Source organism: Pseudomonadota bacterium (genome assembly GCA_034189865.1).
Taxonomy (GTDB): domain Bacteria; phylum Pseudomonadota; class Gammaproteobacteria; order UBA5335; family UBA5335; genus JAXHTV01.
Genome location: JAXHTV010000014.1, coordinates 44,032 through 66,590, shown reverse-complemented (window position 1 = coordinate 66,590; position 22,559 = coordinate 44,032). Strand labels below are relative to the sequence as shown.

At 58.9% G+C, this 22,559-nt stretch carries 21 protein-coding genes; 5 read left to right on the top strand and 16 right to left on the bottom strand.

Annotated features, from left to right (window positions below; translation table 11 throughout):
* Positions 1-887 (bottom strand): hypothetical protein (locus tag SVU69_08515; protein MDY6943043.1); only part of this gene is annotated, 887 nt, incomplete at its 3' end.
* Between the two features lie 37 nt (positions 888-924).
* Positions 925-2,103, bottom strand: a complete 1,179-nt coding sequence (locus SVU69_08510; GenBank protein MDY6943042.1) for a sulfotransferase — start codon at positions 2,101-2,103, stop codon at positions 925-927.
* Between the two features lie 208 nt (positions 2,104-2,311).
* On the opposite strand from SVU69_08510, the gene SVU69_08505 reads away from it, so the two are divergent.
* Positions 2,312-3,625 (top strand): hypothetical protein, encoded by a 1,314-nt coding sequence (locus SVU69_08505; GenBank protein MDY6943041.1) that lies wholly within the window; start codon positions 2,312-2,314, stop codon positions 3,623-3,625.
* Positions 3,626-3,747: 122 nt separating this feature from the next.
* On the opposite strand, the gene SVU69_08500 is transcribed toward SVU69_08505, so the two are convergent.
* Entirely contained in the window at positions 3,748-5,400 is a 1,653-nt protein-coding gene (locus SVU69_08500) for an electron transfer flavoprotein-ubiquinone oxidoreductase (GenBank protein ID MDY6943040.1), read from the bottom strand.
* A 300-nt stretch (positions 5,401-5,700) separates the two neighbouring features.
* Here SVU69_08500 and SVU69_08495 point away from each other — a divergent pair, with 300 nt between their 5' ends.
* The 4 genes from SVU69_08495 to SVU69_08480 all read left to right on the top strand — a co-directional run bounded on the left by SVU69_08495 (position 5,701) and on the right by SVU69_08480 (position 9,081).
* Entirely contained in the window at positions 5,701-6,738 is a 1,038-nt protein-coding gene (locus SVU69_08495) for a Gfo/Idh/MocA family oxidoreductase (protein ID MDY6943039.1), read from the top strand.
* A complete protein-coding gene (locus tag SVU69_08490) occupies positions 6,725-7,840 on the top strand; it encodes a DegT/DnrJ/EryC1/StrS family aminotransferase (GenBank protein MDY6943038.1) in 1,116 nt (371 codons plus the stop codon). The genes SVU69_08495 and SVU69_08490 overlap by 14 nt, the downstream gene beginning before the upstream one ends.
* A 74-nt stretch (positions 7,841-7,914) precedes the next feature.
* A complete protein-coding gene (thpR, locus tag SVU69_08485) occupies positions 7,915-8,469 on the top strand; it encodes an RNA 2',3'-cyclic phosphodiesterase (protein MDY6943037.1) in 555 nt (184 codons plus the stop codon).
* Between the two features lie 132 nt (positions 8,470-8,601).
* Positions 8,602-9,081 carry a DUF4168 domain-containing protein gene (locus tag SVU69_08480; GenBank protein ID MDY6943036.1) on the top strand — a complete coding sequence of 160 codons (480 nt, stop codon included), beginning with the start codon at positions 8,602-8,604 and terminating at the stop codon, positions 9,079-9,081.
* Here the strand turns inward: SVU69_08480 and SVU69_08475 are convergent.
* The 13 genes from SVU69_08475 to SVU69_08415 all read right to left on the bottom strand — a co-directional run bounded on the left by SVU69_08475 (position 9,037) and on the right by SVU69_08415 (position 22,511).
* Entirely contained in the window at positions 9,037-9,894 is an 858-nt protein-coding gene (locus SVU69_08475; GenBank protein MDY6943035.1) for a universal stress protein, read from the bottom strand. The genes SVU69_08480 and SVU69_08475 overlap by 45 nt on opposite strands.
* Positions 9,881-12,289, bottom strand: a complete 2,409-nt coding sequence (locus SVU69_08470; GenBank protein MDY6943034.1) for an ATP-binding protein — start codon at positions 12,287-12,289, stop codon at positions 9,881-9,883. The genes SVU69_08475 and SVU69_08470 overlap by 14 nt, the downstream gene beginning before the upstream one ends.
* 80 nt (positions 12,290-12,369) lie before the next feature.
* The gene (gene gspM / locus SVU69_08465; protein MDY6943033.1) at positions 12,370-12,852 is read right to left on the bottom strand and encodes a type II secretion system protein GspM; all 483 of its coding nucleotides are present in this window, start codon (positions 12,850-12,852) and stop codon (positions 12,370-12,372) included.
* Positions 12,849-14,084, bottom strand: a complete 1,236-nt coding sequence (gene gspL / locus SVU69_08460) for a type II secretion system protein GspL (protein ID MDY6943032.1) — start codon at positions 14,082-14,084, stop codon at positions 12,849-12,851. The genes gspM and gspL overlap by 4 nt, the downstream gene beginning before the upstream one ends.
* Positions 14,047-15,042, bottom strand: a complete 996-nt coding sequence (gene gspK / locus SVU69_08455) for a type II secretion system minor pseudopilin GspK (GenBank protein ID MDY6943031.1) — start codon at positions 15,040-15,042, stop codon at positions 14,047-14,049. The genes gspL and gspK overlap by 38 nt, the downstream gene beginning before the upstream one ends.
* Positions 15,039-15,626 (bottom strand): type II secretion system minor pseudopilin GspJ, encoded by a 588-nt coding sequence (gene gspJ / locus SVU69_08450; GenBank protein MDY6943030.1) that lies wholly within the window; start codon positions 15,624-15,626, stop codon positions 15,039-15,041. The genes gspK and gspJ overlap by 4 nt, the downstream gene beginning before the upstream one ends.
* Positions 15,623-16,021: a type II secretion system minor pseudopilin GspI gene (gspI, locus tag SVU69_08445; GenBank protein ID MDY6943029.1), complete on the bottom strand. Its 399-nt coding sequence runs from the start codon at positions 16,019-16,021 to the stop codon at positions 15,623-15,625. Before gspI ends, gspJ begins: the two co-directional genes overlap by 4 nt.
* Positions 16,018-16,560, bottom strand: coding sequence for a type II secretion system minor pseudopilin GspH (gene gspH / locus SVU69_08440; protein ID MDY6943028.1), 543 nt, complete (start codon positions 16,558-16,560; stop codon positions 16,018-16,020). Before gspH ends, gspI begins: the two co-directional genes overlap by 4 nt.
* Positions 16,529-16,966 (bottom strand): type II secretion system major pseudopilin GspG, encoded by a 438-nt coding sequence (gene gspG / locus SVU69_08435; protein MDY6943027.1) that lies wholly within the window; start codon positions 16,964-16,966, stop codon positions 16,529-16,531. Before gspG ends, gspH begins: the two co-directional genes overlap by 32 nt.
* Before the next feature lie 6 nt (positions 16,967-16,972).
* A complete protein-coding gene (gene gspF / locus SVU69_08430) occupies positions 16,973-18,184 on the bottom strand; it encodes a type II secretion system inner membrane protein GspF (GenBank protein MDY6943026.1) in 1,212 nt (403 codons plus the stop codon).
* A 31-nt stretch (positions 18,185-18,215) separates the two neighbouring features.
* The gene (gene gspE, locus SVU69_08425) at positions 18,216-19,712 is read right to left on the bottom strand and encodes a type II secretion system ATPase GspE (GenBank protein ID MDY6943025.1); all 1,497 of its coding nucleotides are present in this window, start codon (positions 19,710-19,712) and stop codon (positions 18,216-18,218) included.
* Positions 19,709-21,706 (bottom strand): type II secretion system secretin GspD, encoded by a 1,998-nt coding sequence (gene gspD / locus SVU69_08420; protein MDY6943024.1) that lies wholly within the window; start codon positions 21,704-21,706, stop codon positions 19,709-19,711. Before gspD ends, gspE begins: the two co-directional genes overlap by 4 nt.
* Positions 21,707-21,722: 16 nt before the next feature.
* Positions 21,723-22,511 (bottom strand): type II secretion system protein N, encoded by a 789-nt coding sequence (locus SVU69_08415; GenBank protein ID MDY6943023.1) that lies wholly within the window; start codon positions 22,509-22,511, stop codon positions 21,723-21,725.
* Positions 22,512-22,559: the final 48 nt, after the last annotated feature.

Sequence of the window (22,559 nt, the reverse complement as noted above, 5' to 3'; positions counted from 1 at the left end):
AGCTGCGGGACAAAGTTCTCTACCGTGAAGTTGTCGGGAATGGGTCCGAGATCGGCCACTGAGTTATTGCGGCCGATGGACATCATCACGTTCAGATCTTCATATGCCAACGCGTCCATGACCGTGCGGTAAAAACCCAAATCCTGGTTGTGCAGGGTACCGAGTGATACGTACACCAGCTTCTTCTTGTTGAAAAAGTCGAGCTTCATCGATCCGGCGTCGCGCCCGTCCGGAACGGAGGCGCCCACGAAGCGAAAGTCCCCCACCAATTGATTGGCGAAGGGTTGATACTCACGCGTGTTGAATACGATGTTGAGGTCGCCCAAACAGGCGAAAAAGTCGAACACGTGGTAGAAAATCCCGCGAAACTCCACGCCGATTTTCTCGCAGAGTTCGATTCCCACCCGGCGTCCCCAGGTAATCAACCCCACCCCTTTCACCAGCACACCGGCCACATGCAGCGACAAACGCCAGTCGCTCAGCATAATCCAGGGAGAACTGACCAAGGTGGTGATGGAGGCAACGGCCGGTTTGTTCAGAGCCTGGGCGATGTACTTACCCCAAACGCAGCAGGAATCGTAAACGATGTAGTCCGGGTCGTCCCGACGCGTAATCTCCAGCAGCGGCTCGATGCAATCCAGTGTCATGTGGATTTCCGCAAGCGCCATGGTCAGGATGTTTTTACCCGTCTCGGCGTTGTGGTGATAGTCAAACCACTGTTCGTAGTTGCGAAACTCAGCACCGAGAGCGGTAAACTTGGCGCGCGAATCCTCGCCCGCGTAATAGATGACTTCTTCCCCCCGGTTGATCAGCTCCTTCACGACGCCAACGGTCGGGTTGATGTGCCCACTCGCCCCCGGCAGATTGAAAAACACGCAACGCCCCATATCACTGACTCCCTGTTTGGCAGACTCCCTGCGGATACTATCGCCTGCGGCCATCCCCGGCGGCATCTTGGCGTTCCGACTGAATATCCGGCGAAAACTCACCTGCTTTTTCGTAGCCGAACGCTTCGAAGGCAAACCCCCACCGCGCGTTCACCATTTCGATGAGTGCCTCGTCGTCCGCGAAGCGGTTCTTTTGATACCCCGCCTGTCCAGCCAAGTACTCGGAAACAAGGGGTTCCGCGGCGCCCCAACCCGGCAGCTCAAGCTGTTGGTAAATCGAAGCCATGACGCCCATTGCGTCGGTTTCAAGATCGGCGAAGCTGACCTCACACAACTGGTTGGCCGGAATATCCGCCCGGTCGCGGAGATACCGTCTCATCATCTCCTCATAAACGGTCAGGATAATTTCGTCGATCTCGGCGGCCGAAATGTCCTGCAACTGGAACCCGCCCAGAATGACTTCATACAACTTCCGTGTCGACTGCATGACCGTATACGGGTCACGATGGATAAACACGAATTTGGCGTCTGGGTACAACGCACGCAAAACACTGAGCCGACCGGTGTTGGGCGGGTTTTTCAGCACCAAGCGTTTACCCTGGTGGTAGCGCGTGGCTTGCTGCAAGACATAGTGGTAGGTCCGTTTCCACTCCGAGACCACTGCCGGCGAAACACCCTCGAACAGCACGTATTTGCGCACATATTCAACCGTGCTGCGCGGATAGAGCCAATGGAAGTACATCGCATAGGGCGAGAGGCCGCACAAAGCAAACTCTTCTTCCTGCGGCGTTACCGCTGTCATGGTCACATTGTCCATGGGACGCCGAATCGTTGGACTGATCCAGTTGGCCAAGGGATGAAGAAATCGCGCGAAGGAAAAAAAAGCCGACGCTGTCGCCGTGTGCAGATTGGATATATAGGCGAATTGTGGGTCCTGGGTAAACAAATTGTGCAGGTGGGTCGTGCCACTGCGCCAGTGCCCCAAAACGAAAATCGGCGGGTGCTCGATGGGCGTGGTGGACACCTGCTCGCGATAGTAGGTGTTTTCGATCCACCGCAGTGGCGCGAACAGCCGGCTCAAGGTGTGAATGTAAGCCGCTCGCAACCGATGAGATCGGTCGACTCCGCGCCGACGGCATTCATCTAACAGAACATTGTGATCGCCCAATACAAACGGCGATAAAAGGGATGGAAAGCGTTTTGGCTGCCATGCCATGGTGGGTGCCCCAATATAATTTCAGATAGGTCTAGTGATGATTTTTTGTTATCTAAATTCGTAAACTCGGCCCAAGCTCAGCACTCCGCCTCGCGGGTACTTATTCAGAAAGCTTTCTATCGCCTCAGCGATTTGGCAGCATGGGCAAACCTTAGCCTCGAATCAACAACGCGTTTCAGGGTTGCCAACCACTACAAAAGTAGAAGATATGAAACAATTCGCCACTATTCGTCTCATCGTCCTGATCAGCGTTGTGGGATTCGGCGCGCTCAACGCGGGCTGCACCAGCGTCGCCCGCGGGGTCACAGAGGCCATGATGGAGCCCAGCCCGGAACATGACGATCGGGAGTGCTTTATTCGCGGCCGTGGCTTCAATGGCTTGCAGTCTCAACTGGCACGCCAGTCGGCAGACGGGACAGGAGCCAATGAAAACCAAAACGCCGGGCAGCCGCGGCTGAAAATCCTAATGGTCCATGGCATCGGCAGCCACCTACCCGGCTATTCCACGCTTTTGCAAATCAACTTGGCGAAAGCGCTGAATTTGGACGTCGTGTCGGAAAGCATCAAAGATGTGCACATCCTGGACCCTGACAATCCCGAGCGAACCCTCGGCCTGCTTCGGATCAGCCGATATCTCAACTCGGACGAAAGCCAGGAAATGTTGTTCTACGAACTCAATTGGTCGGCGCTGACGGAAGATGAGAAAGAATCCATCGCCTACGACAACTCCGGTGAGTATTCATTTCAACGGGCCAGTTTCAACAACTCGATGAAGGAGTTTCTCAACGGACACCTGCCGGACCCGTTGATCTATTTGGGTGAATCCCGACGGGATATTTTGCAACTGGTCGGCCAGTCCATTTGCTGGATGATCAGCCGGGATTGGGATCAGTTCGAGGACGACACAGAGGGCGCCTGCGATTCACACGACCCGGCCATCCCTGAACACTTGCGAAGAGACGACTATGCTTTCGTCGGGCATAGCCTGGGCAGCCGGATCATCACCGATTCGATGGAAGCCATGTCCGAGCACGTCAGCCATACCGCAAGCGATAGCCAAGTCGCTCGCGAAACGCACGACATCCTGCGCGAGAAGACATTCAGCGTGTTCATGCTGGCCAATCAGTTGCCCTTATTGCAGTTGGGCAGAAAGGCACCGGAGGTAACGGGAAAAATCAAAGCGTATTGCGGCATCGACGCCCCGCTGGCGGATGACCGGGCTTTGGGCGCTCTGAATATCGTCGCCTTCAACGACCCGAATGATCTGTTGAGTTACGCCGTGCCACTTCAGTACCTCGACAAGCACATGGACTCCCGCCTTTGTCCATCGTTGGTCAACGTCCAACTGGAAGTTGCCGAAGTGATCAGTATCGCGGGTGTGGGGGAGTTTGCCAGTCCGTTGGCGGCTCACAGCGGCTACCAAAACGACCGCCGGGTCATCGCCTTGATCGCGGGTGGATTGGGAACCGACTTCTCCTCGCCCATGATCCAAGATCGCTGCACCTGGCTTCAGGTACGTTGAGCGAATCAAGCCAGCTTTGCGTTAGCACGACGACGGGGGCGACCCGTTAGAACGGCGAAGGGCTGACCGGAGAAACCCCGGCCAGCCCTTCGCACCCCATCAGGGCAGATCAATCCAACGCTTTACATCGTGGAATAGTTGGGACCGCCACCGCCTTCGGGCACCACCCAGTTAATGTTCTGAGCGGGGTCTTTGATATCGCACGTCTTGCAGTGGACGCAGTTCTGAGCGTTGATCTGGAAGCGAGGCTGGCCGTCTTCCTCACGCACCACTTCGTACACACCGGCCGGGCAGAAACGCTGGGCCGGTTCATCATACTTCGGCAGGTTCTGCTCGATGGGCACGGAAGGATCACGCAGCGTGAGATGAACCGGCTGGTCTTCCTCGTGATTGGTTCCTGACAGGAACACGGAGGACGACAGATCGAAACTGACCTTTCCATCGGGCTTGGGATAGTCAATGGGCTGCGCCGCGGCCGCCGGGATCAATTGCGCGTAATCCGGCTCCTTCGCCCGCAAGTTCAAAGGCAAACGCCCATTGAAAATATTCTGATCGATAAACTGGAACGCCGCTCCAATCATGGTACCGAACTTATGCAGCGCGGGCGTCCAGTTGCGTGACTGATAAAGCTCATTCCACACCCAAGAGTTCCGGACTTTCTCGGGATAGGCGGTGAGTTCTTGACCACCTTCGTCGCCCGCGGTGATGGCCTCGAAAATCGCCTCGGCGGCCAACATGCCGGTCTTCATCGCGGTATGGTTGCCTTTGATTTTGGCGGGATTCAGGAAGCCTGCATCGCAACCCACCAACATTCCGCCCGGGAATATCAGCTTCGGCAACGAATTCAGTCCGCCTTTGTTGACGGCACGGGCACCGTAGGAAACGCGTTTACCGCCTTCCAGGTAGTGCCGGATCGTCGGCTGGGTCTTCCAGCGTTGGAATTCCTTGAACGGATGCAAATACGGATTGGTGTAGTCGAGAGCGATGATGTAACCGCACAAGACCTTGTTGTCTTCCCAGTGGTAGAGAAAACCACCCCCTTCGGTGCGGTCATTCATGGGCCAACCCGCCGTGTGGACCACCAGGCCGGGCTTGTGTTTGGCTGGATCGATCTCCCAGATCTCTTTGAGCCCAATCCCATAGTGCTGGGCATCGCATTCCTGGCGAAGGTCGAACTTCTCCATCAACTGTTTGCCCAAGTGGCCGCGGCAACCCTCGGCAAACACGGTGTACTTGGCGTATAAGTCCATGCCGGGTTCGAACGAGGGCTTTTGTTCGCCATTTTTGGCGATCCCCATATCCCCGGTGGCCACACCCTTGACCGCGCCGTTCTCATCGTACAGCACTTCCGCCGCGGCAAAGCCCGGGAAAATATTCGCCCCCAGGGCCTCGGCCTGTTCGCCGAGCCAACGCACCAACTGGCCAAGGCTGATGATGTAATTGCCATGGTTGCGCATGGTCTTGGGCAGGAAAATATTGGGCGCTTTTATCCCACGATTTTCGTTGAGAAAGAAAAACATCTCATCGTCTGTCACGGGGACATTCAGGGGCGCGCCACGCTCCTTCCAATCGGGGAACAGTTCGTTGATGGCCGTCGGCTCGAAAACGGCGCCTGACAAACTATGAGCTCCGAGCTCGGAACCTTTTTCCAGGACGCACAGTTCAATTTCCTTGCCGGCCTCTTGGGCCATCTGCAGAATCCGACAGGCACACGCCAAGCCCGCAGGACCGCCGCCCACGACCACTACGTCAAATTCCATCGATTCGCGTTCCACGATTCACTCCCCTTTGATCATCCAAGCGGCACCATCTCACATGCCAAGATGCCGACGGTGAGGGCGCAATGTTAGCTGAACATGGTCTCGAAGACCAGCCAAAATAGCGACTTGCGCGGAAGCTGAGTCTTTGCAACGGCGCGTTTTGGTGAGAGCATGAAACGCATGTAAAGCCGCCTAACGGCGCGGACTTTGACCCAGAGCAAGATATCGCCAAGGGCCGTCAGGTTAGCGTAGTTCCAAGCAAACAAGCGCTTTCATCCGCCGAACCTCAACTCCAAGCCCCTCGGGCGGTACGTTATGCACAATCACAAAATGATCAAGCCCGATAGACGACAGCAGCCCCGGGTAGGGCTGGTCGGCTGCGGCGCTTGGGGTCGGAATCTTCTCCGCAATCTGGCAGATGCCGGCGTCCTGCATGCCGTGGCGGAAACGGAGCCGAATCTTCGGCAATGGATCAGCGAACACGAACCGGGCCTGCGTTGCGAGACGGATTACCAAACACTGCTGGACGAATCGGTCGATGCGATTGCTATCGCCACCCCCGCCGCAACGCACTATCGGATCGCCCGCGATGCGTTGATCGCCGGAAAAGATGTGTTTGTGGAGAAACCTCTGGCCTTATCCAGCGCCGAGGGAATCGAACTGGTCGATCTCGCACGACGACTGGACCGGGTTTTAATGGTCGGCCATCTGCTGTTGCATCAGCCGGCCATCCACTGGATAAAAAACTTCATTACGGAAGGTCGCTTGGGGGACGTCCAGAACGTCCGGCAATTCCGCCTCGGGATGGGGCGAGTCAGGGACGTGGAGAATGTCCTTTGGTGCCTGGGGAGTCATGACCTCGCGGTTCAACTTTTCTTGTTGGGCGAATTCCCCGATAGCGCGCGCTTTGACGGCCGGCGGCTCACACAAGATGCCATTGAAGACGACGTTCGCTTGAGCCTGACGTATCCGGGGGGTGTTCATGCCCACCTTCACACTTCCTGGGTGTCACCCGTCAGGCGACGTCAGCTCGATATCACGGGAAGCCGGGGCACCTTGGTCTACGACGAGTTGGCGCAAACGGTGCGGCTCACATCCGCTGCGGATGATGATCAGGCACGAGACGACCGCGAATCTCCCGTACTCCATCGCGGACATACACAACCCCTCGCCCTAGAGCTTGAAGAATTTCTCGACTGTATTCGAACCCGCCGCAGTCCCACCAGCGACGGCCAACAAGCTGTTCGGGTCATTCAAATGATCGAACTCGCGATGGACCGTGGCAATGCGGATTTTCTCGCTCAGGTAACTGCAAACTCACCGGAGCACATCACAGCCGATGTCGAAGATTGATCCGATCCCTTTGTTTAACCTCGCGCCCGAGATCGATTCCTATGAGGAAGAGATGCTGGCCGGCATCAGGCAGGTCTTGCGCTCGCACGAATTCACGCTCGGATCGGCGGTTGCCCGTTTCGAGGGGGAATTCGCGGCCTGGCTCGGCGTGGAATCGGCGGTTGCCGTCAACTCGGGCACCGACGCCCTGCTGTTCGCTCTGAAAGCGGCGGGCATCGGTCCGGGCGATGAGGTCATCCTGCCCGCTTTTACCTTTGTCGCCACCCTGGAGGCCGTGATCCACGCCGGTGCGAAACCCGTGTTCGCGGACATCGATCCCCAAACGTTTACTTTAGATCCAAACGATGTGGCGGCTCAGATCAATGAACGAACCGGCGCCATCATCGCTGTACACCTCTACGGACAGGGTGCGGACCTCCTCCCATTGCGGGCCGCGGCCGATCGTCACGGGCTGAAGTTGATTGAGGACGTCGCCCAGGCCTGCGGTGCACACGCCCACGAACGCGCCCTCGGCACCTGGGGCGAGGCGGCGGCGTTCTCTTTTTATCCCACCAAGAACCTGGGTGCCCTCGGCGACGCGGGCATGATGGTGACGAACGACCCCGCCATCGCCGAGTACGCCCGTAAGCTCCGGAACCATGGCCAGATCAGTCGCGGTGACCATCGTTTGGTAGGCTACAACTCGCGTATGGACGGAATCCAAGGCGCTGTCCTGTCGCAACGTCTGAGGCATTTGAATGAATGGAACGTAAAACGCGCCGACATTGCCCACGCTTACGGCGCGCGACTGGCCGACATTGAGGGACTCGCCCCACCGGTGGTTCGGCCGGGCAATAGCCACGTCTTCCAGCTCTATACTGTTCGCGTTCCCGCCCCGCGACGGCAAGCGATTCAGGACAGTCTGCGAGAGGCCGGCGTCGAAACCGGCATTTACTACCCCACACCGCTGTATCGGTTGCCGCCTTACCAGGCGTTTCAACGCCCGCTGCCGGTGACCGAAGCGGCGGCAATGGAAGTATTGAGTTTGCCCATGTGGCCGAGCATGTCGCCGGACGCAATCGACCGGGTCTGCGACGCGGTGCGCAAGGCCTGCCGCCCTTGACGGCGCCCCGCTCAAGAGCTTCTACGGGTCCCACATCATCGGATAACGAGCGATCGCCGGAGGCGACGATTCGTTTGTTTTTCGCCATCCCGTGGCCGGGAAAACTGGTTGAGGAACTGCACCGGGCAACCGAGCCGATCCGGGAGGCGCATCTGCCCATCCGTTGGATTCCGGCACAGAATATCCACTTAACCCTTCGTTATTTGGGGTCGCAACCCACGGCTGAGGTCGATGCTTGGGTCTCCCGCGCCCAGGACGCGCTGGCCGCGCTGCCCCCGGTGGAAGTCGACCTCACGGCCCTGGCCTGGTTTCCATCACCTCGGCGCGCCCGAATGCTGGCCGCCATGGTGGCGGCGACGCCGAGCTTGCATGCCATCAGTGAACGCCTGGAGCACCTCGCCCGAGCGGCAGGACTACAAGCCGAAACCCGCCCGTTCCGGCCGCACCTTACGGTCGCCCGAATGCGAAGACCGGCGGCCATGGACTGGCCCGTTCACACCATCCCGGTTGCGCAGCATCTGATCACGCATGAAATCATGCTCGTCAGGAGCGAGCTGCGGCCGGAAGGGGCGAAATACGAGGACGTCGCCGCGATTTCGCTTTCCGCGGCGGACCCATCGCCATCTTAGTCCACAGCGGTGAACGCGCCATCGCCGGGCACATCCGGTCAACACCGCAACCCACTCAACCGATAGGCGCAGTCTTGTCTCCGCCCGCACCCCCCGGTATGGTGCGTTTCAGCTGAGGTTGAGGATGTAACTTTGCAACAACCAAGACTTGGGTATCTTCTAACGGCAGGCTGGCTGTTTTTGGCCATTCTGTGGCCGTTGGCCACTGCCGCGGAAACCGATCCTGGCGACGCGACCGCGCCAACTTCGATTAATGCGCTCAGCTCACCGGATCTGGAATCCTTCGCGCGAGCGTACACCGCCATCGATGCCATCGAGGCGGTCTACCAGCAGAAGATGGCTCAAGCGCCCACAGCCGAAGCGCGTCGGCAACTCATTCGGGAGGGTAACCACCTGATGGCCCGGGTGGTGGCTGCCGCCGGATTAGAGGTGGCCAAGTACAATGAGATCGCGGCGCGCAAACGAGCCGACCCGGCCCTGCGAGCGAAGATTGAGACGTTGGCCGACGATATCAGCTGGGATTGGCAAGCCGCGCTGGAGTCACGCTCGACCACCCCACCATCAGAGTCAGCGAATCAACAAGGCGGGCAACCCGGTTCGACCCAGGAGTAGTCTCAAAGACGCTCCCTGGATCAGTGGCTGATCGGCCGCGGATAATATCCAGCGGGCGCCACTGGCCTGAATTGCCCCAATCAAATCGTCCGTCGTTGCTGAATACAGCGGAACATAGCGAACATCCACCCCAGCGGGCGCCAGCACAGCCTGGGCGCGCCCCTTAAGCGTGTCAATTTCGCTGTCGGAGCCGGCCAACAATAACATGACCGTTTGAGGTGCACGCGTGCGGAGCAGCTGCAGGAGTATGGCAAGCACGCGATCCGAACTCGGGCTACCATCGTAGACCGCAACCAATCGGCTACCGGTGAGCGTGTCTTTGTCCGTTCTTTGACCGCCGGGCAACATCAGAATCGAACTGCGGCCGCGCTCGAAGGCCAATTGAGCGGAGGCACCCATGCGCTTAAATCTCGAACTCCACCCGGAACCGCCCAAGGTAAGAACGTCCCCTTCTCCGGCGGCTTCGATCAGCCGTTGATTCACCTGGCCGCGGAGAACCTGGAATGAATGCATGAGTTGAAACTGGCTGGCTGTTTGAGCGACCGCACGGGCCATCTTTTGTGCAATCAGTTGAAAATCATGTTCAAGCGAGGCCACTTCCAGGGACACATGATCACCGCTGAACGAGCCGAGCACTTGGGTGAAGGGAAGGCCAGCGGCCAACAGCAAATCTTCGTCTTCGACGAACAAACCGGCCAATTCGGCATCCAGAGAAGCGGCGAGCCAGGCCCCCGCTTGCAGCGCCCGAAGACTGCTCGGCGAAGCATCCAGCGCAACCAGAATCCGTCTGGTCTGGCGCTCATTCGGCGCCATCGTCTTCTCCATGGTGAGCAAACCCGCGGGCTTTCTCCGCCAGATCCCGCAAACGGTCCGAAACCCGGGCGTTGATCGTGTCCGGTGGAAACTCGCCGTCGACCCCCGCTTGGCCGGCATCCACACCGGTCAAAATAGCCATAGCGGCATCTACCGTGGTGACGGTATGGATGTGGAACTGGCCTGCGCGAACGGCATCGACCACATCACGGTGCAACATGAGATTGGGAACGTTCGCCTCGGGAATCAGCACACCCTGACTCCCCGTCAGTCCGCGTGCCTGGCAGATCTCGAAGAACCCTTCGATTTTTTCATTGACGCCGCCGATGGCTTGGATTTCGCCAAACTGATTGACTGAGCCGGTCACCGCATAACATTGCCGAATCGGAATCTGCGCCAGGGCGGAGAGCAGCGCAAAGAGTTCCGCCGAGGACGCACTATCGCCTTCGACCCCACCGTAAGACTGCTCAAAAACCAGACTTGCCGAAAAGGCCAGCGGAAAATTGGCGGCGTAGCGAGCCCCCAGAAAACTGGACAAAATCATCACGCCCTTGGAGTGCAAGGGACCGCCGAGTTCGACTTCGCGTTCGATATCCACCACTTTGCCGGACCCCAGCCGAACCGTGGCGGTGATTCGGCTCGGGCGGCCGAATGCATAGGTCCCCAAGTCCAATACCGACAGCCCATTCACTTGACCGACCCGCTCGCCCTGGGTGTCGATCATGAGCGTTTCTCTCAGAATATGCTCTTGTATCTTGCGCCGCGGACGATCATGACGTCGATGTTGCGCGGTGATGGCTTGCTCGACATCCTCCGCTTGCACCACCTCGTGGCCTGCCTGCAAACCGAACAGCTCCGCTTCTTCCAGCAGATCTTCCATGGCGCTGATCTGAGCACTCAATTTGGTGGAATCACCGGCCAAGCGCGAACTCTGATCAATCACCCGGGCGATCGCCGTCGCACTGAAAGGCCGCAGCTTCTTGTCCTGCGCCAAGGCCGCCAAGCTCCGCGCGTAGAGGCGATCCCGGTCCGCATCGCGGTCGATTTCATCATTGAAATCGACCAGGACTTTGAAAAAGTCGGCAAAATCCGGGTCGTAAGCGGACAGCAAATAGTAGAGGCGACGCTCCCCGATCATCACAACCTTGAGGTCGATGGGAACGGGTTCGGGTTCCAGCGATACGGTGGTCATCACGCTGAGCATCTGCTCGATGGACTCGATCCGAAGCTCGCGTGACTGCAGAACCCGCTTCAAGGCCTCCCAAGCAAACGGCTGGGTGAGAATCTTTCGTGCATCGACGATGAGATAACCGCCGTTTGCCCGATGCAATGCACCGGCCTTGATCAAAGTAAAGTCGGTCGTCAAGGCACCGAACCGGGCGCGATGCTCAAGCCGGCCGAACAAATTCGCATAAGCCGGGTTGTCAGCGTACACCACCGGTGCGCCGTCCGACTCGTTGGAAACCAGCACGTTCACCTGGTAACGGGTGAACTTATCCTCGCCCCCAAACAAAGCACCACTCACCAGGTTGGTCGCTTCCGATTCTTCTTTCAGAAAATCATCGGCGTTGTCCAGCACATCCTCTTGCATGGCCTCGACATGGTCCAAGGCAGAGCGACAGGCGTCGAATTGCCGCCGGATTTCCTCGAACAAGGGCTTGACCGCGGCCAGCGTGGTCTCTCGATTAAGCTGCTTCAATTCGTCTCGGGCTTCACGCTGCCAAATGGGGATCTGCTGAATTTGCTCTCGGAGGGCCTGCTGAAGCTCACTCACCCGACGCTCAATCTCTTCCTGTTCCTGTTGCGGTAACTTGGCAAAGACATCGGGTTTGATGACCGCGCCATCGCGCACCGGCGCGAAGGTGAAACCATGCGGTGTGGAAAACATGGCAACGCCGCTTTCCTTGGCTTTCTCTTGAATCTCCGTGAAGGCTTTTTCTTGGCGGTCCTGGAATTTCTGCTCGAGGAGCTGACGACGGGCTTGATACTCCTCACTTTCAAAAGCCGCGGGGATGCTGGCCTTGAGATCTTCGACGAGTTGATTCAGCGCTCGGCGGAACCGTTCGCCCTCACCGGCCGGAAAACTGAGCGCTTTGGGTTTGGATGGCAACTGAAAGTTGTGAACGTAGCACCAGTCTCCCGCTGCAGGTCTTTGCGATGCGGCCCCCTCCAACACCGGCATCATGGCGGCGTGGGTATCCCGGCTGGCGCTGCCGATAGCAAAAATGTTGTACCCCGGGCGGCCCATTTCAATGCCGAATCGGGCGGCATCCAGTGCCTCGGCCTGCCCAAAGGCAACGCCGTCTTCGGTGACTTCAGAGGTGACCGAAAAGCCCAAACGATCGGGATCGCAGGGGTGATACAGGTCTTCCGGGTTTAAGGCGCGCGCCGACATGTACTGACTATCCTATTCTTTCCGGCCGCTATCGGCGGTCCGGTTCGCTGCTCTCTCCGTGCCGTCCCAAAGCGCTGTCGTTAGGCTTCCAGGCTGAGGCTTACATGACACGTATTGGGACTTTCCGCTGGCTCTAGCGCCAGTTGCCGCACGGACAGGCCATAATCGCGAGCCAAACTCTGTAACCAAAAAACCATGGCGTCTAGAGGAACATCCTCCAATCGGACACGGACGGCGTTATTGGACTCCGTTTCGAAGCGGGTCAGATACGCACGAACACCCATGGCGTCCGCGCTTTTTTGTACTGCGAGCAATGGACTTTGGGTGGCCGAGACGGCGCCCCGCCGCTTCTGTTGAGAAACCAGCGCCGCCGCTTCCCTGGACGCTTGACGCATCCAGTCCCGCTCTGCCCGTAAGGCCAGCAAGTCTTCTTGCATTCTTTCATGCGTTCGAACCATGGGCGTGTACACAAACACGTACGCCGAAACCACGATGAGAAACACAATGCCGACTGACAAAAACAAACGCTCCCGTTTGGCCAGTGACTGCCACCAACTCTTCATGACATTTCCCGAATCGTAATGCGGCTGAGGATCCCGTCTCCATCCGCACTGGCCGAGACCACACTCAACTCGAGCGCCCGACCCGCCATCTCCTCTCTGACCATCTCCAAGGCCTGGATATTGGCCACAGCCACTTGCATCTCCAGCACCCGGTTCTGATAGCGGAGCCCTCGCAGCGCAAAACCGGGCATACGCACCAAGGACGGCGCCGTTTCGGCCATCAACCGAAGAAAACGGTCGTCACCCGCCTCTTGTCGCAGCTCCGCAAGGGCCTGCTCCATCCGCACACGGGGCGGCTCCAAGCGGCGCATCTGGGGAAAACTGGATTTGAGTATGGAGCGGATTTCGCCCTCCAGCGACACGATTTCATGCCGCATGCGGAGATGATCGTAACCCCAAGCCGACATCACCATGACCAGCCATACCATCGCCACCGCCGCGACGGGCCACCATGGCCGCAGCCTGCCGGTCCAGGAAGTCTCCGTGCGAAATGCCCCCTGCAAGAGATCAGGGCTGGGGTCTTGCGCAATGGCCGCGACGAAACGTTGTAGCGGTCTGTTCAGGTCCGCCGTGTGAACCGGCACACCACGGGACGTGGCATCGATCACTTCCAGTTGCCAGGTTTCCTGAGAACCCGGTGCCATGAGCAGATCGATCCCCTCGGGTCGCTCGTCCGCCTCGTTGATGGCGCGACGCAGAAAAACCGTGAGGTTTTCCAGATCGCAACAATAGCCACTGGCCGATCCGGTCCGGATACGACAGACTTCCGATTCAACCAACACGGTCCAGTGGTTCGGCTTATGCGGCAGAAGCAGCGTATCGACGCGACAGGCCTTTGCGATGAGTCCACGTTCGCGAACCCCGTCGACCCATTTGCCCATCAACTCCGCTTGCACGGCTACGACGGGGACCGAACCGCCTTCGGCGCGCTCGCCGAGGGCGAAATGATAGTCGGTGACCTCGCCGGGGAGAACCTCTTCCAACGCGAAGGGAACCAGTCGACGGATACGCGACTCACCACGCAGCGGCACATCCACACGATGACAGGTGACGCGTTCGCCTGGCGCGATCAAGTAAACATCAGCGCCGATTTCGGCCGCCTGATCCAAAGCTTGCTGCGGATCGCCCACACCGGACGCGGCCGATTCCAGGGATTCTTCCGCCCCTTGCAACAACCACTGGGCCGGCGCACCCTCACTTGCCGGCAAGCGTAAATACAGACGTGCTGTCATCGAATACCTCTCGCTGGCGACCAATCAGTTCGACGCGATCGGATTCCCGTCGCAGCACACTGACCATCGACAATCGGCTCTCTCCCAGAACAACCTTTGCTTGCATTCGAAAAAACTGGCTCCTGACGCCGAGCAGATCTGCCGTGGTTGCCTCGCCCTGATCCGGACCAGGGCGTTCACCCATCAGTTGCAGGAAGTCAGTCACCGTTGCAAATCCATCTGCAGCTTGTTGAGCCATAACCGACTGCGCCCATCCTTCATCCAGGCCTTCGCGCAAGGCCCGCAAGTTTATCGGTTTTGCCGTATTGACGTTCAGCTGCGTCGACTCGGGCAACGCCGTGACGAAGGGCGCTAAACGTCGATACGACTCCCTGTCCATTCCGCGGACCAATAACAGCTCATCGGCACTGACAAACCGTCGGTTTGCCGTTCGGTAGGCCGGCTCCAGCCGAAGATAGTCGCCGTCCTCCGCGCCCAGCGGCACCGGCTGCATGTTCGTATCCAACCAATCAACGATGGGCCAGACCAGTTCCGGACTCAGATCAAGCAGCCGCAGCAGACGCTGAAAGTACGCGATCTGCACATCCACCGGCCGGTCTCCACTCACCAAGTTGTTGAGATTGAAGCGCCCTTGTAAATCCTCAATTCGAATTTCCATCGTCCCGCCGTCGATCTCCAACGGCGGCTGCGGCCGCGCCCACGACTCCAGCAGCGTATCACGATCGGACCCGGCCTGATCCCGACGCAACAAACCACGGGTTTGAAGTTCGGCCCCCTCGGCATAGGCCCAGGCCTGATCGCCGTTAATCACACTGGCTGTTCGCTGCACGAACACATAGTGGCGGTCAAAGATATTGACCGCGAGCAGGGTAGCCAAGGCCACCACCAGCATCGCGGTGATCAGCGCCAAACCCCGCTGGGTCGACGCGATGGTCACGGTGCCCGTCCGCAGTCTCATTCCAACACGAACACCCGAGATAACGGGCCCAGTCCTTCCAGGTCCATTTCGAACGCCATCGCCCGAGGCATCTCGTCCAAATCGGCGTCTGGAGGCGGCCAATCCATGCGCCAACGGCCCTCGCTATCCAACAGTCGGACCTCGAAACGGCGGACGCCATCCAGCAACTCGGTGGTTTGCACGACGGTGTCGGGCGCGCGATCCAGGTACCAGTAGTTCAAACGGTATAGGGTCTGTGAGTCCACCCGATAACCGACGCGCTGCAGCGAACTGCGCGGCTGCCCCAGGGGGTTTAGCCATCCGTCTCGGGTAAACGCCAAAATGCTGTCGGTGTAGTGTTCGGCATGCAAGGCGGGCTGAAGATCGCCCAGCTCGTCCCGCACCGGGCGGATGCTGGCCTGCCGAATATCATGACTCATGACCGCAATGGCTTTTTGCAGTGTCTCCCAGCGGGCTTGGGTATCGAGGGTTTGCGTGCGGCCATCGATCACGCCGTTCAGCCCGCCGTAAGCCATCACCGCCATCACCGCAAAAATAGACAGCGCCACGACCAGTTCCAGCAGGGTAAAACCACGCGCGTTCACGGCCGCCTGCGATCCTCGGGCTGTGGCGGCGCCAGGAAAACGACCAATGTCGTCAGAGGCGTTGCCTGTTTGTCTTTGTCATTTCGCACCGCGATGTTGGCTCGCCGCAACTCGGGATCCGGCGTTCCCGAAACCTGGGCCCGCCAGTACCAGGTTCGATCAAGCATGTCCTCCTGCCCTTCCTGAAACCCAATCGCAGGCCACTGAGGTTCCAAACGCAGTTCCGCCGCGACGTTCTCCGCCACCCAAAGGGCGATGGTCCGATCCCGGAGATAGCTGGTTTGACTCGCCGCGCGGGAGACCCCTTCCACTGCGGCGCCCATCGCCACACCCAACACCAAAAGCGCCACCATGACTTCGAGCAGCGTAAAACCACGTTCGCCCCGCCGACTCATGGCGCCACCGGCTCCAGGGTCACTCGGCCTAACACGTCACCGGCGATACGAAACGCCATCGATTGGTGAGAAAGAATGAGCGAAAACGGGCTCATCTCGCCACCGGCCAAAACATAGATTTCCGGCACCGGGGTGTCCTCGTCTGGCGCTTCGAGGGCGTTGCCTTCCACCACCAAATCGGCCTCCAGCCACTCCGGCCAATCACGCGGTGCGCAGGGATTCTTGGGCGAGAGCACCCACCCGGCCGCGCCGAATTCCATAAATCCGTAGCCTTTTGGGGTCATCTGAAAGCCCAGGTGTCGCTCGGATAGCAAAGCCTCTTCGGCGGCCAGACTGAGACAGTAAAATGCCCGCTCTGCCTCATAAGCCAGCGCCCGCGAACGGTCCCCGCTTCTAAAACCCAGGGTGGCGAAACTCAGCACGACGCCGATGATCACAATGACGACCAGCAGTTCGATGAGCGTGAAACCCGCCGGCGTAACAGAGCGGATCGATCGCCGAGCGAGCTTATTCCAACTCCCAGTTGTTGATGTCGGCATTAAAACCCTCGCCCCCCAGCCGTCCGTCGGCGCCCAAGCTGCTGAGGTCAAATTCCCCATGTACGCCCGGACTCAGGTAAATATAATCGTTACCCCAGGGGTCTTTGGGCAATCGCCCCAGGTAGCCGCCGGCCTTGTAATTTGAGGGCACGGGGGAAATATTGGGCTTGGTCACCAACGCCTCCACGCCCTGATCGGTGGTGGGATAACGAAAGTTGTCCAGCCGATAAAGGTTTAATGCGGTTTCGATCGCACGCACATCCTGCTTGGCTTTGGTGATTCTCGCCACGTCCGGGCGATCCATGATGTTCGGCACAATCACCGCCGCAAGGATCCCCAGAATCACCACGACGACCATAATCTCGATCAGGGTGAACCCACGCTCACGTTTGTTCCGATGCTTCATAGCCACCTAAGTCACAAGTTGGTTGAGATTAAATACGGGCAGCATGATCGATAGAACGATCAGCAACACGATGCCGCCCATCGTCAAAATAATCAGCGGACCAAGAACCGATACCAGGCTGTTAACCCACATTTCCTGATCCCGCTCCAAGGTCTGGGCTGCCTGATCCAACATTTCTTCGAGTTTGCCACTGGACTCGCCGCTGGCAATCAAATGCAAGGTCATGGGAGGAAAATAGCCGGTGCGGTTCAAACTCTGAAACAAACTACTGCCCTCCCGCACCCGGGCCGCGCCGTCCAGTACCGCCTGCCGCATGGGCAGATTCGTCAACACCTGTGCACCGATTCGCAACCCTTCGACCAACGGCACGCCGCTGCCGATCAAGATACTCAGTGTGCGGGTAAAGCGGGCCGCGTTACTACCGACGATCAGGCGTCGCAAGACGGGCGTTGCCAGCAGCAGCCGATGCCAACGCGCCCGGCGCCCCTCATCCCGCAGCAGGTAGGTCCCTCCGGCAAACAACAAACCACTGATGACGATCAAATACACACCCCAATCTCGCAGAAAATCGCTACTGGCGATCATCGTCCGCGTCAACCAGGGCAATTCCCGCCCGATCCCGGCGAAAACCTGCACCACCTGCGGCACCACGTAGGCCAACATCGCCACCACGATGCCCGCCGATACCACCGCCAATAAAATCGGATAGACCAACGCGGCGGTGACTTTTTGCCGGATCGCCTGTTGACTCTCGGTGTGATCGGCCAATCGCTCCAAAACGCGGTCTAGGTGCCCTGTCTGCTCTCCTGCCGCAACCGTCGCCACGTAGTCTTCCGGGAAAACATGCCGGTACTGACGCAGCCCTTGGGCCAAGGGCTGACCTTCCATCACTTGGGCGCGCAGCCCCAACAAAATCGTGCGAGCACGGGCGCGCTCGGTCTGGCGCGCGACGGTTTGCAGGGCTTCCTCCACCGGCAAACCCGCACGGAGCATGGTGGCCAACTGACGGGTCATGAGGGCCAGCGCGCCGCTGCTCAAACCCCGGCGAACCGTAATCCGGGGCGCACGGGCTTCACGCCGCTGAACCTCTTCGACCTCCAGGGGCATCAAGCCTTGCTCGCGCAGCTGGGCACGAACCTGCCGCGGATGGTCGCCGTCCAGTACGCCCTTGCGTTGGCGCCCCCGGGCGTCAACGGCTACGAAATGATACGCCGCCACTGCCAATCACTCGCCACAACATTCACGGTGCTCAATCCTGCCGGGTGACTCGCATCACCTCATCCAACGAAGTGATGCCCGCCAGGACTTTTTCGATGCCATCGGCTCGGATCGATGGCGTTTGGGCTCTCGCGGCCCGCTCCAAGAGCGGCTCGGATACGTTGTCATGAATCAGATCGCGCAACTCGGCGTCGATCTCGATGACTTCGTATATTCCGGTTCGCCCCCGAAAACCTGTGTGATTGCACAGGGGACACCCCCGCGGTTCAAACAAGGTCGGTGGCGACTCACTGACCACACCCAGTTCGACGCAGGCCGCGACGTCCGCGACAGTGGGCTGTTTGCAATCTTCACAGAGCACCCGCACCAGACGCTGCGCGACGGTCGCCAATACACTGGAAGCGATGAGGTAAGGCTCCACGCCCATGTCCACCAGACGTGTCACCGCGCCGATGGCCGTATTGGTGTGCAGGGTCGAGAGCACCAAGTGCCCGGTCAAACTGGCCTGCACGGCGATGCGGGCCGTTTCCAGATCGCGAATCTCTCCCACCATGATGACATCGGGATCTTGTCGCAGAATGGCCCGCAGTCCCCGGGCAAAACTCATTTCAACTTTGGTGTTTACGGCCGTCTGACTGATGCCCTCGAGAAAATACTCGATGGGATCTTCCACCGTCATGATGTTGCGGGAAAGTTCGTTGAGTCGGGTGAGCGCGGCATACAGTGTTGTGGTTTTACCGGACCCGGTCGGGCCGGTCACCAGGACGATTCCATGAGGCCGGTGGATGATCCGATCGAGCCGTTGCTGATCGCTGTCCCGCAGGCCGATGTGGCGCAAATCCAAGCGTCCCGCTTGCTTGTCCAGCAGTCTCAACACCACGCGCTCGCCATGACCGGAGGGCAGCGTAGACACGCGGACATCCACCGGCCGACCGGCAATCCGAAGCGAAATACGGCCGTCCTGGGGCAGGCGCTTTTCGGCGATGTCCAGCCGCCCCATCACTTTGACCCGCGATACCAGCAAAGGCCCCAGGGCGGCCTTGGGCCGAAGCACCTCTCGCAGCACACCGTCGACCCGAAAGCGGATACGCATGTCCTTTTCGAATGATTCGATGTGAATATCCGAAGCCCCTTCCTTGACGGCTTCGGTCAGGATGGCGTTGATAAGACGAATGATCGGGGCGTCGTCAGCGCTCTCGAGGAGATCCTCAGGTTCGGCCAGCTGCTCCGACAGATCAGCCAAATCCACGGACTGATCCAAGGTATCGATTACGGCCGCGGCCACCCCGGCATCCGACTCGTAAGCATGCTGCAACTCGCGCTCAAATTCCGCTGAATCCACCTGCTGCAGTCTGAGAGGTAGGTTTAGGCGAGCGCGCACCGCCGCCAGCGCGGTCAGGTCGGCATCCGGCCGTTGCCAGATAACGGCATGGCCGTCTGATATCTCCCGAACAAAGAGCCCGTTTCGCCGCGCATAGGCAAACGGAATCAGCACTTTGGACTGTTCAGGGGCCTCCACGGCACTCATCCCGTTGCCACTTCCCGCCGCAGATGGCCGGCCGGTTCATGCCGGAGGAAGGAGTCGTCTATGCCTTTCGGGCTCGGTGTCTGCGGTGGCACCGGGTTTTGCTGTTCCCACTGTTCGAGCGACGGCAGCAGCGGTTTCCCGGTATCTCTCAGCCGCCGGTCGGTCTCGATGGCTTTCAGCTGTTTCTCCCGAATCTGTTGATATTTGCTCCGCGTTACCACCGTGTTGTCATCTTGAATTCTGAGAATGCTGGGGCGGAGAAAAACCATCAAATTCCGTTTGATGACTTGCGCATCTCGGAAACGGAACAACGCGCCCAGAACCGGAACGTCGCCGAGAACCGGAACGCGCTGCTCCCGTTTATTCAGCTTATCGTCGATCAGTCCGCCCAAGACAATCGTCGCTCCGGTATCCACCAGGACGCTGGTTTTGATCGAGCGTTTGGTGGTAATGAGGTCGGCGGCTCGGCCGGAATCAGGCGCGATGCTGGAGACTTCCTGTTCGACGTCGAGCTGCACAGTGGCGTCTTCGTTGATTTGCGGCGTGATCCGCAACGTCAAACCGATGTCTTCCCGCTGAATGGTCTGAAAGGGATTGCTGGCACCCTCAACCGCGCCAGTGTTGGTGAACTGGCCGGTGATGAAGGGCACATTCTGTCCGACGATGATTTCGGCCTCTTCATTGTCCAGTGTGAGCAAACTGGGCATGGACAACACATTGGTATCGGTGTCTGCGGCCAGCGCCTGCACCAGCACACCCCAGTCGTTATCGCCGCCGAAATCACCCAGCGCCAGACTCAGTCCCCGACCCACCGGTGGTATCTCTTCGGCCACCACGGCAGCACCCAATTGCGCCAAGCTCATGCCGGCATTGGTGAAATTGGTCAGACTGATGGTACCGAAGTTGTCGGTCACATCGTTGACCAACCACTGAAAGCCTAATTCCTTGGAAGTGTCGGCCCCGACCTCGGCGATGATGGCCTCCACCAACACCTGAGGGCGACGGATATCGAGTTCCCGAACGATGCGCTTGGCCATGGTCAGTTGATCGGGAGAAGCGGAAATGACCAAGGCGTTAGTGGCCTCATAGGCCTGAACCCGGGCGACGCCTTCAGACGTTTGGGTGGTTCCGGCGTTGGGTTTCTTTTCGCGCGTCAGCACGGTCTCTATGATGGGTGCGAGCTCTTCTGCCTTGGCAAAGCGCAGATATGCCACGTGGGTTCCTCCGGTATCCGACACCGGCGCATCCAGATGACGAATCAACGCACGAAGGCGCAGTCTCGCTGCCGGATCGCCCCCCAAAATAATACTGTTTGTCCGCTCATCCGCGACCAGAGACGGCCCACCCTGAGCATCCCCGGACAAGGATTTGAGCACGCGGACGAGATCGACTGCAGACGCCTCTTCGAGTTGAATGACTTCCGCTTGGTTGTGGGTCGGCTGATCGACACTGCGAACGATGTTGACCAAACGCTCCACGTTGGACGCTGCATCCGAAATAATCAGCACGTTGGTCTCTGGGTAAGCTGCGACATGGCCGTTCTGTGGCACCAGCGGCCGCAAAACCGGAACCAATTGGGCCGCCGGCACATTGCGCAACGCGATCACACGGGTTACCAAGCTGTACCGCGCCGGCGCGGCCTGTTGACCAAAGACCACCGGTGTCGCGCTCTGCCGCGCATTCACGTCAGGAACGATCTTGACGGTATTGCCTTCTTCCACAGCTGCGTAGCCGTGAACTTCCAGTACCGACAGAAATACCTGATATACCTCGTCCGGCGACATGGGGCGCGACGAAACAACGGTCGCCTTACCCTTGACCCGGGGGTCGATCACAAAATTCTTGCCGGTAATCCGGCCCACCGTCTGGATGACGGCCTCGAGGTCTGCGTCCTGCAAATTTAGCGTGACCGGCTCAGTTGCGTGAACAGCGTTACCCAGACTCAGTCCAATTGCCACGCTGCAGATAAACCATCTGATACAAGCCCTGGTCATCTGTTTTTCCCTGCCATTATCGTCCAAATCCTTCCCGCGCCAACATCGCCGCGACCTCGGGGTCTGTCTCCGCCAATACTTCCAACAAGGCGTCCATATCATCGCCTTCTTCCAGCGGGAGCTCCATCACTTCGCTCATCATCTCTTCCGGCGGAATACCGAGCTCCGCCGCCAGCGTCTCTCGATTCCGGGGACCGATCCGATATCCGACCAATCGATCGTCCTCATAGACCGGGATCACCTCCAGGTGTCCGGTCAGCATGGAAGACAAGTCTTCTTCTTGATTGAGCATCAGTTCTGGCGCGTCCTCTACCGGGACAATCAGCAATTCCGGCTCGCTCATGGGCAATGTCTCGTGTCGACCCGCCCGACGAAGAATCACTTTGTTCTCTTGTACCGAATGCAGCACCACCCCACCGGGCAATTCTTCCCCCTCGGCGTAGACCTGCTGCTTGCCCCGATCGCCGATGATCGCCATGTTCGGCTCCATGCCAGCGAGCACCCCTTGCAGGGTTAAATCCAAATCGGTAACGGGCGCCTGCGTGACCACCGGTGTTGCCGCTTCGGCACGAGGTTCACCGAGGAGATTCACGCCTGATATCTGAGCAGCATAATCGATATCGGATGGCGATCTTTGGGCGGGCGAATCGGGGGCGAAAATTGTACCGGTGGCCTGCTTGTCGGCAGCCAAGTAGTCGTCGTACAACAAATAGGCATGAACCGCCAGCCCGACGACCAACAGGCCCGCAATCAGTGAAGGTGAGATAAAACCTGCGCGGCGAATCAACAGACGGGGTGCTTTCATCAACCTGCCGTTTTCCTCGACGTGCCGGCATCATCGGGGCCGAGCGCG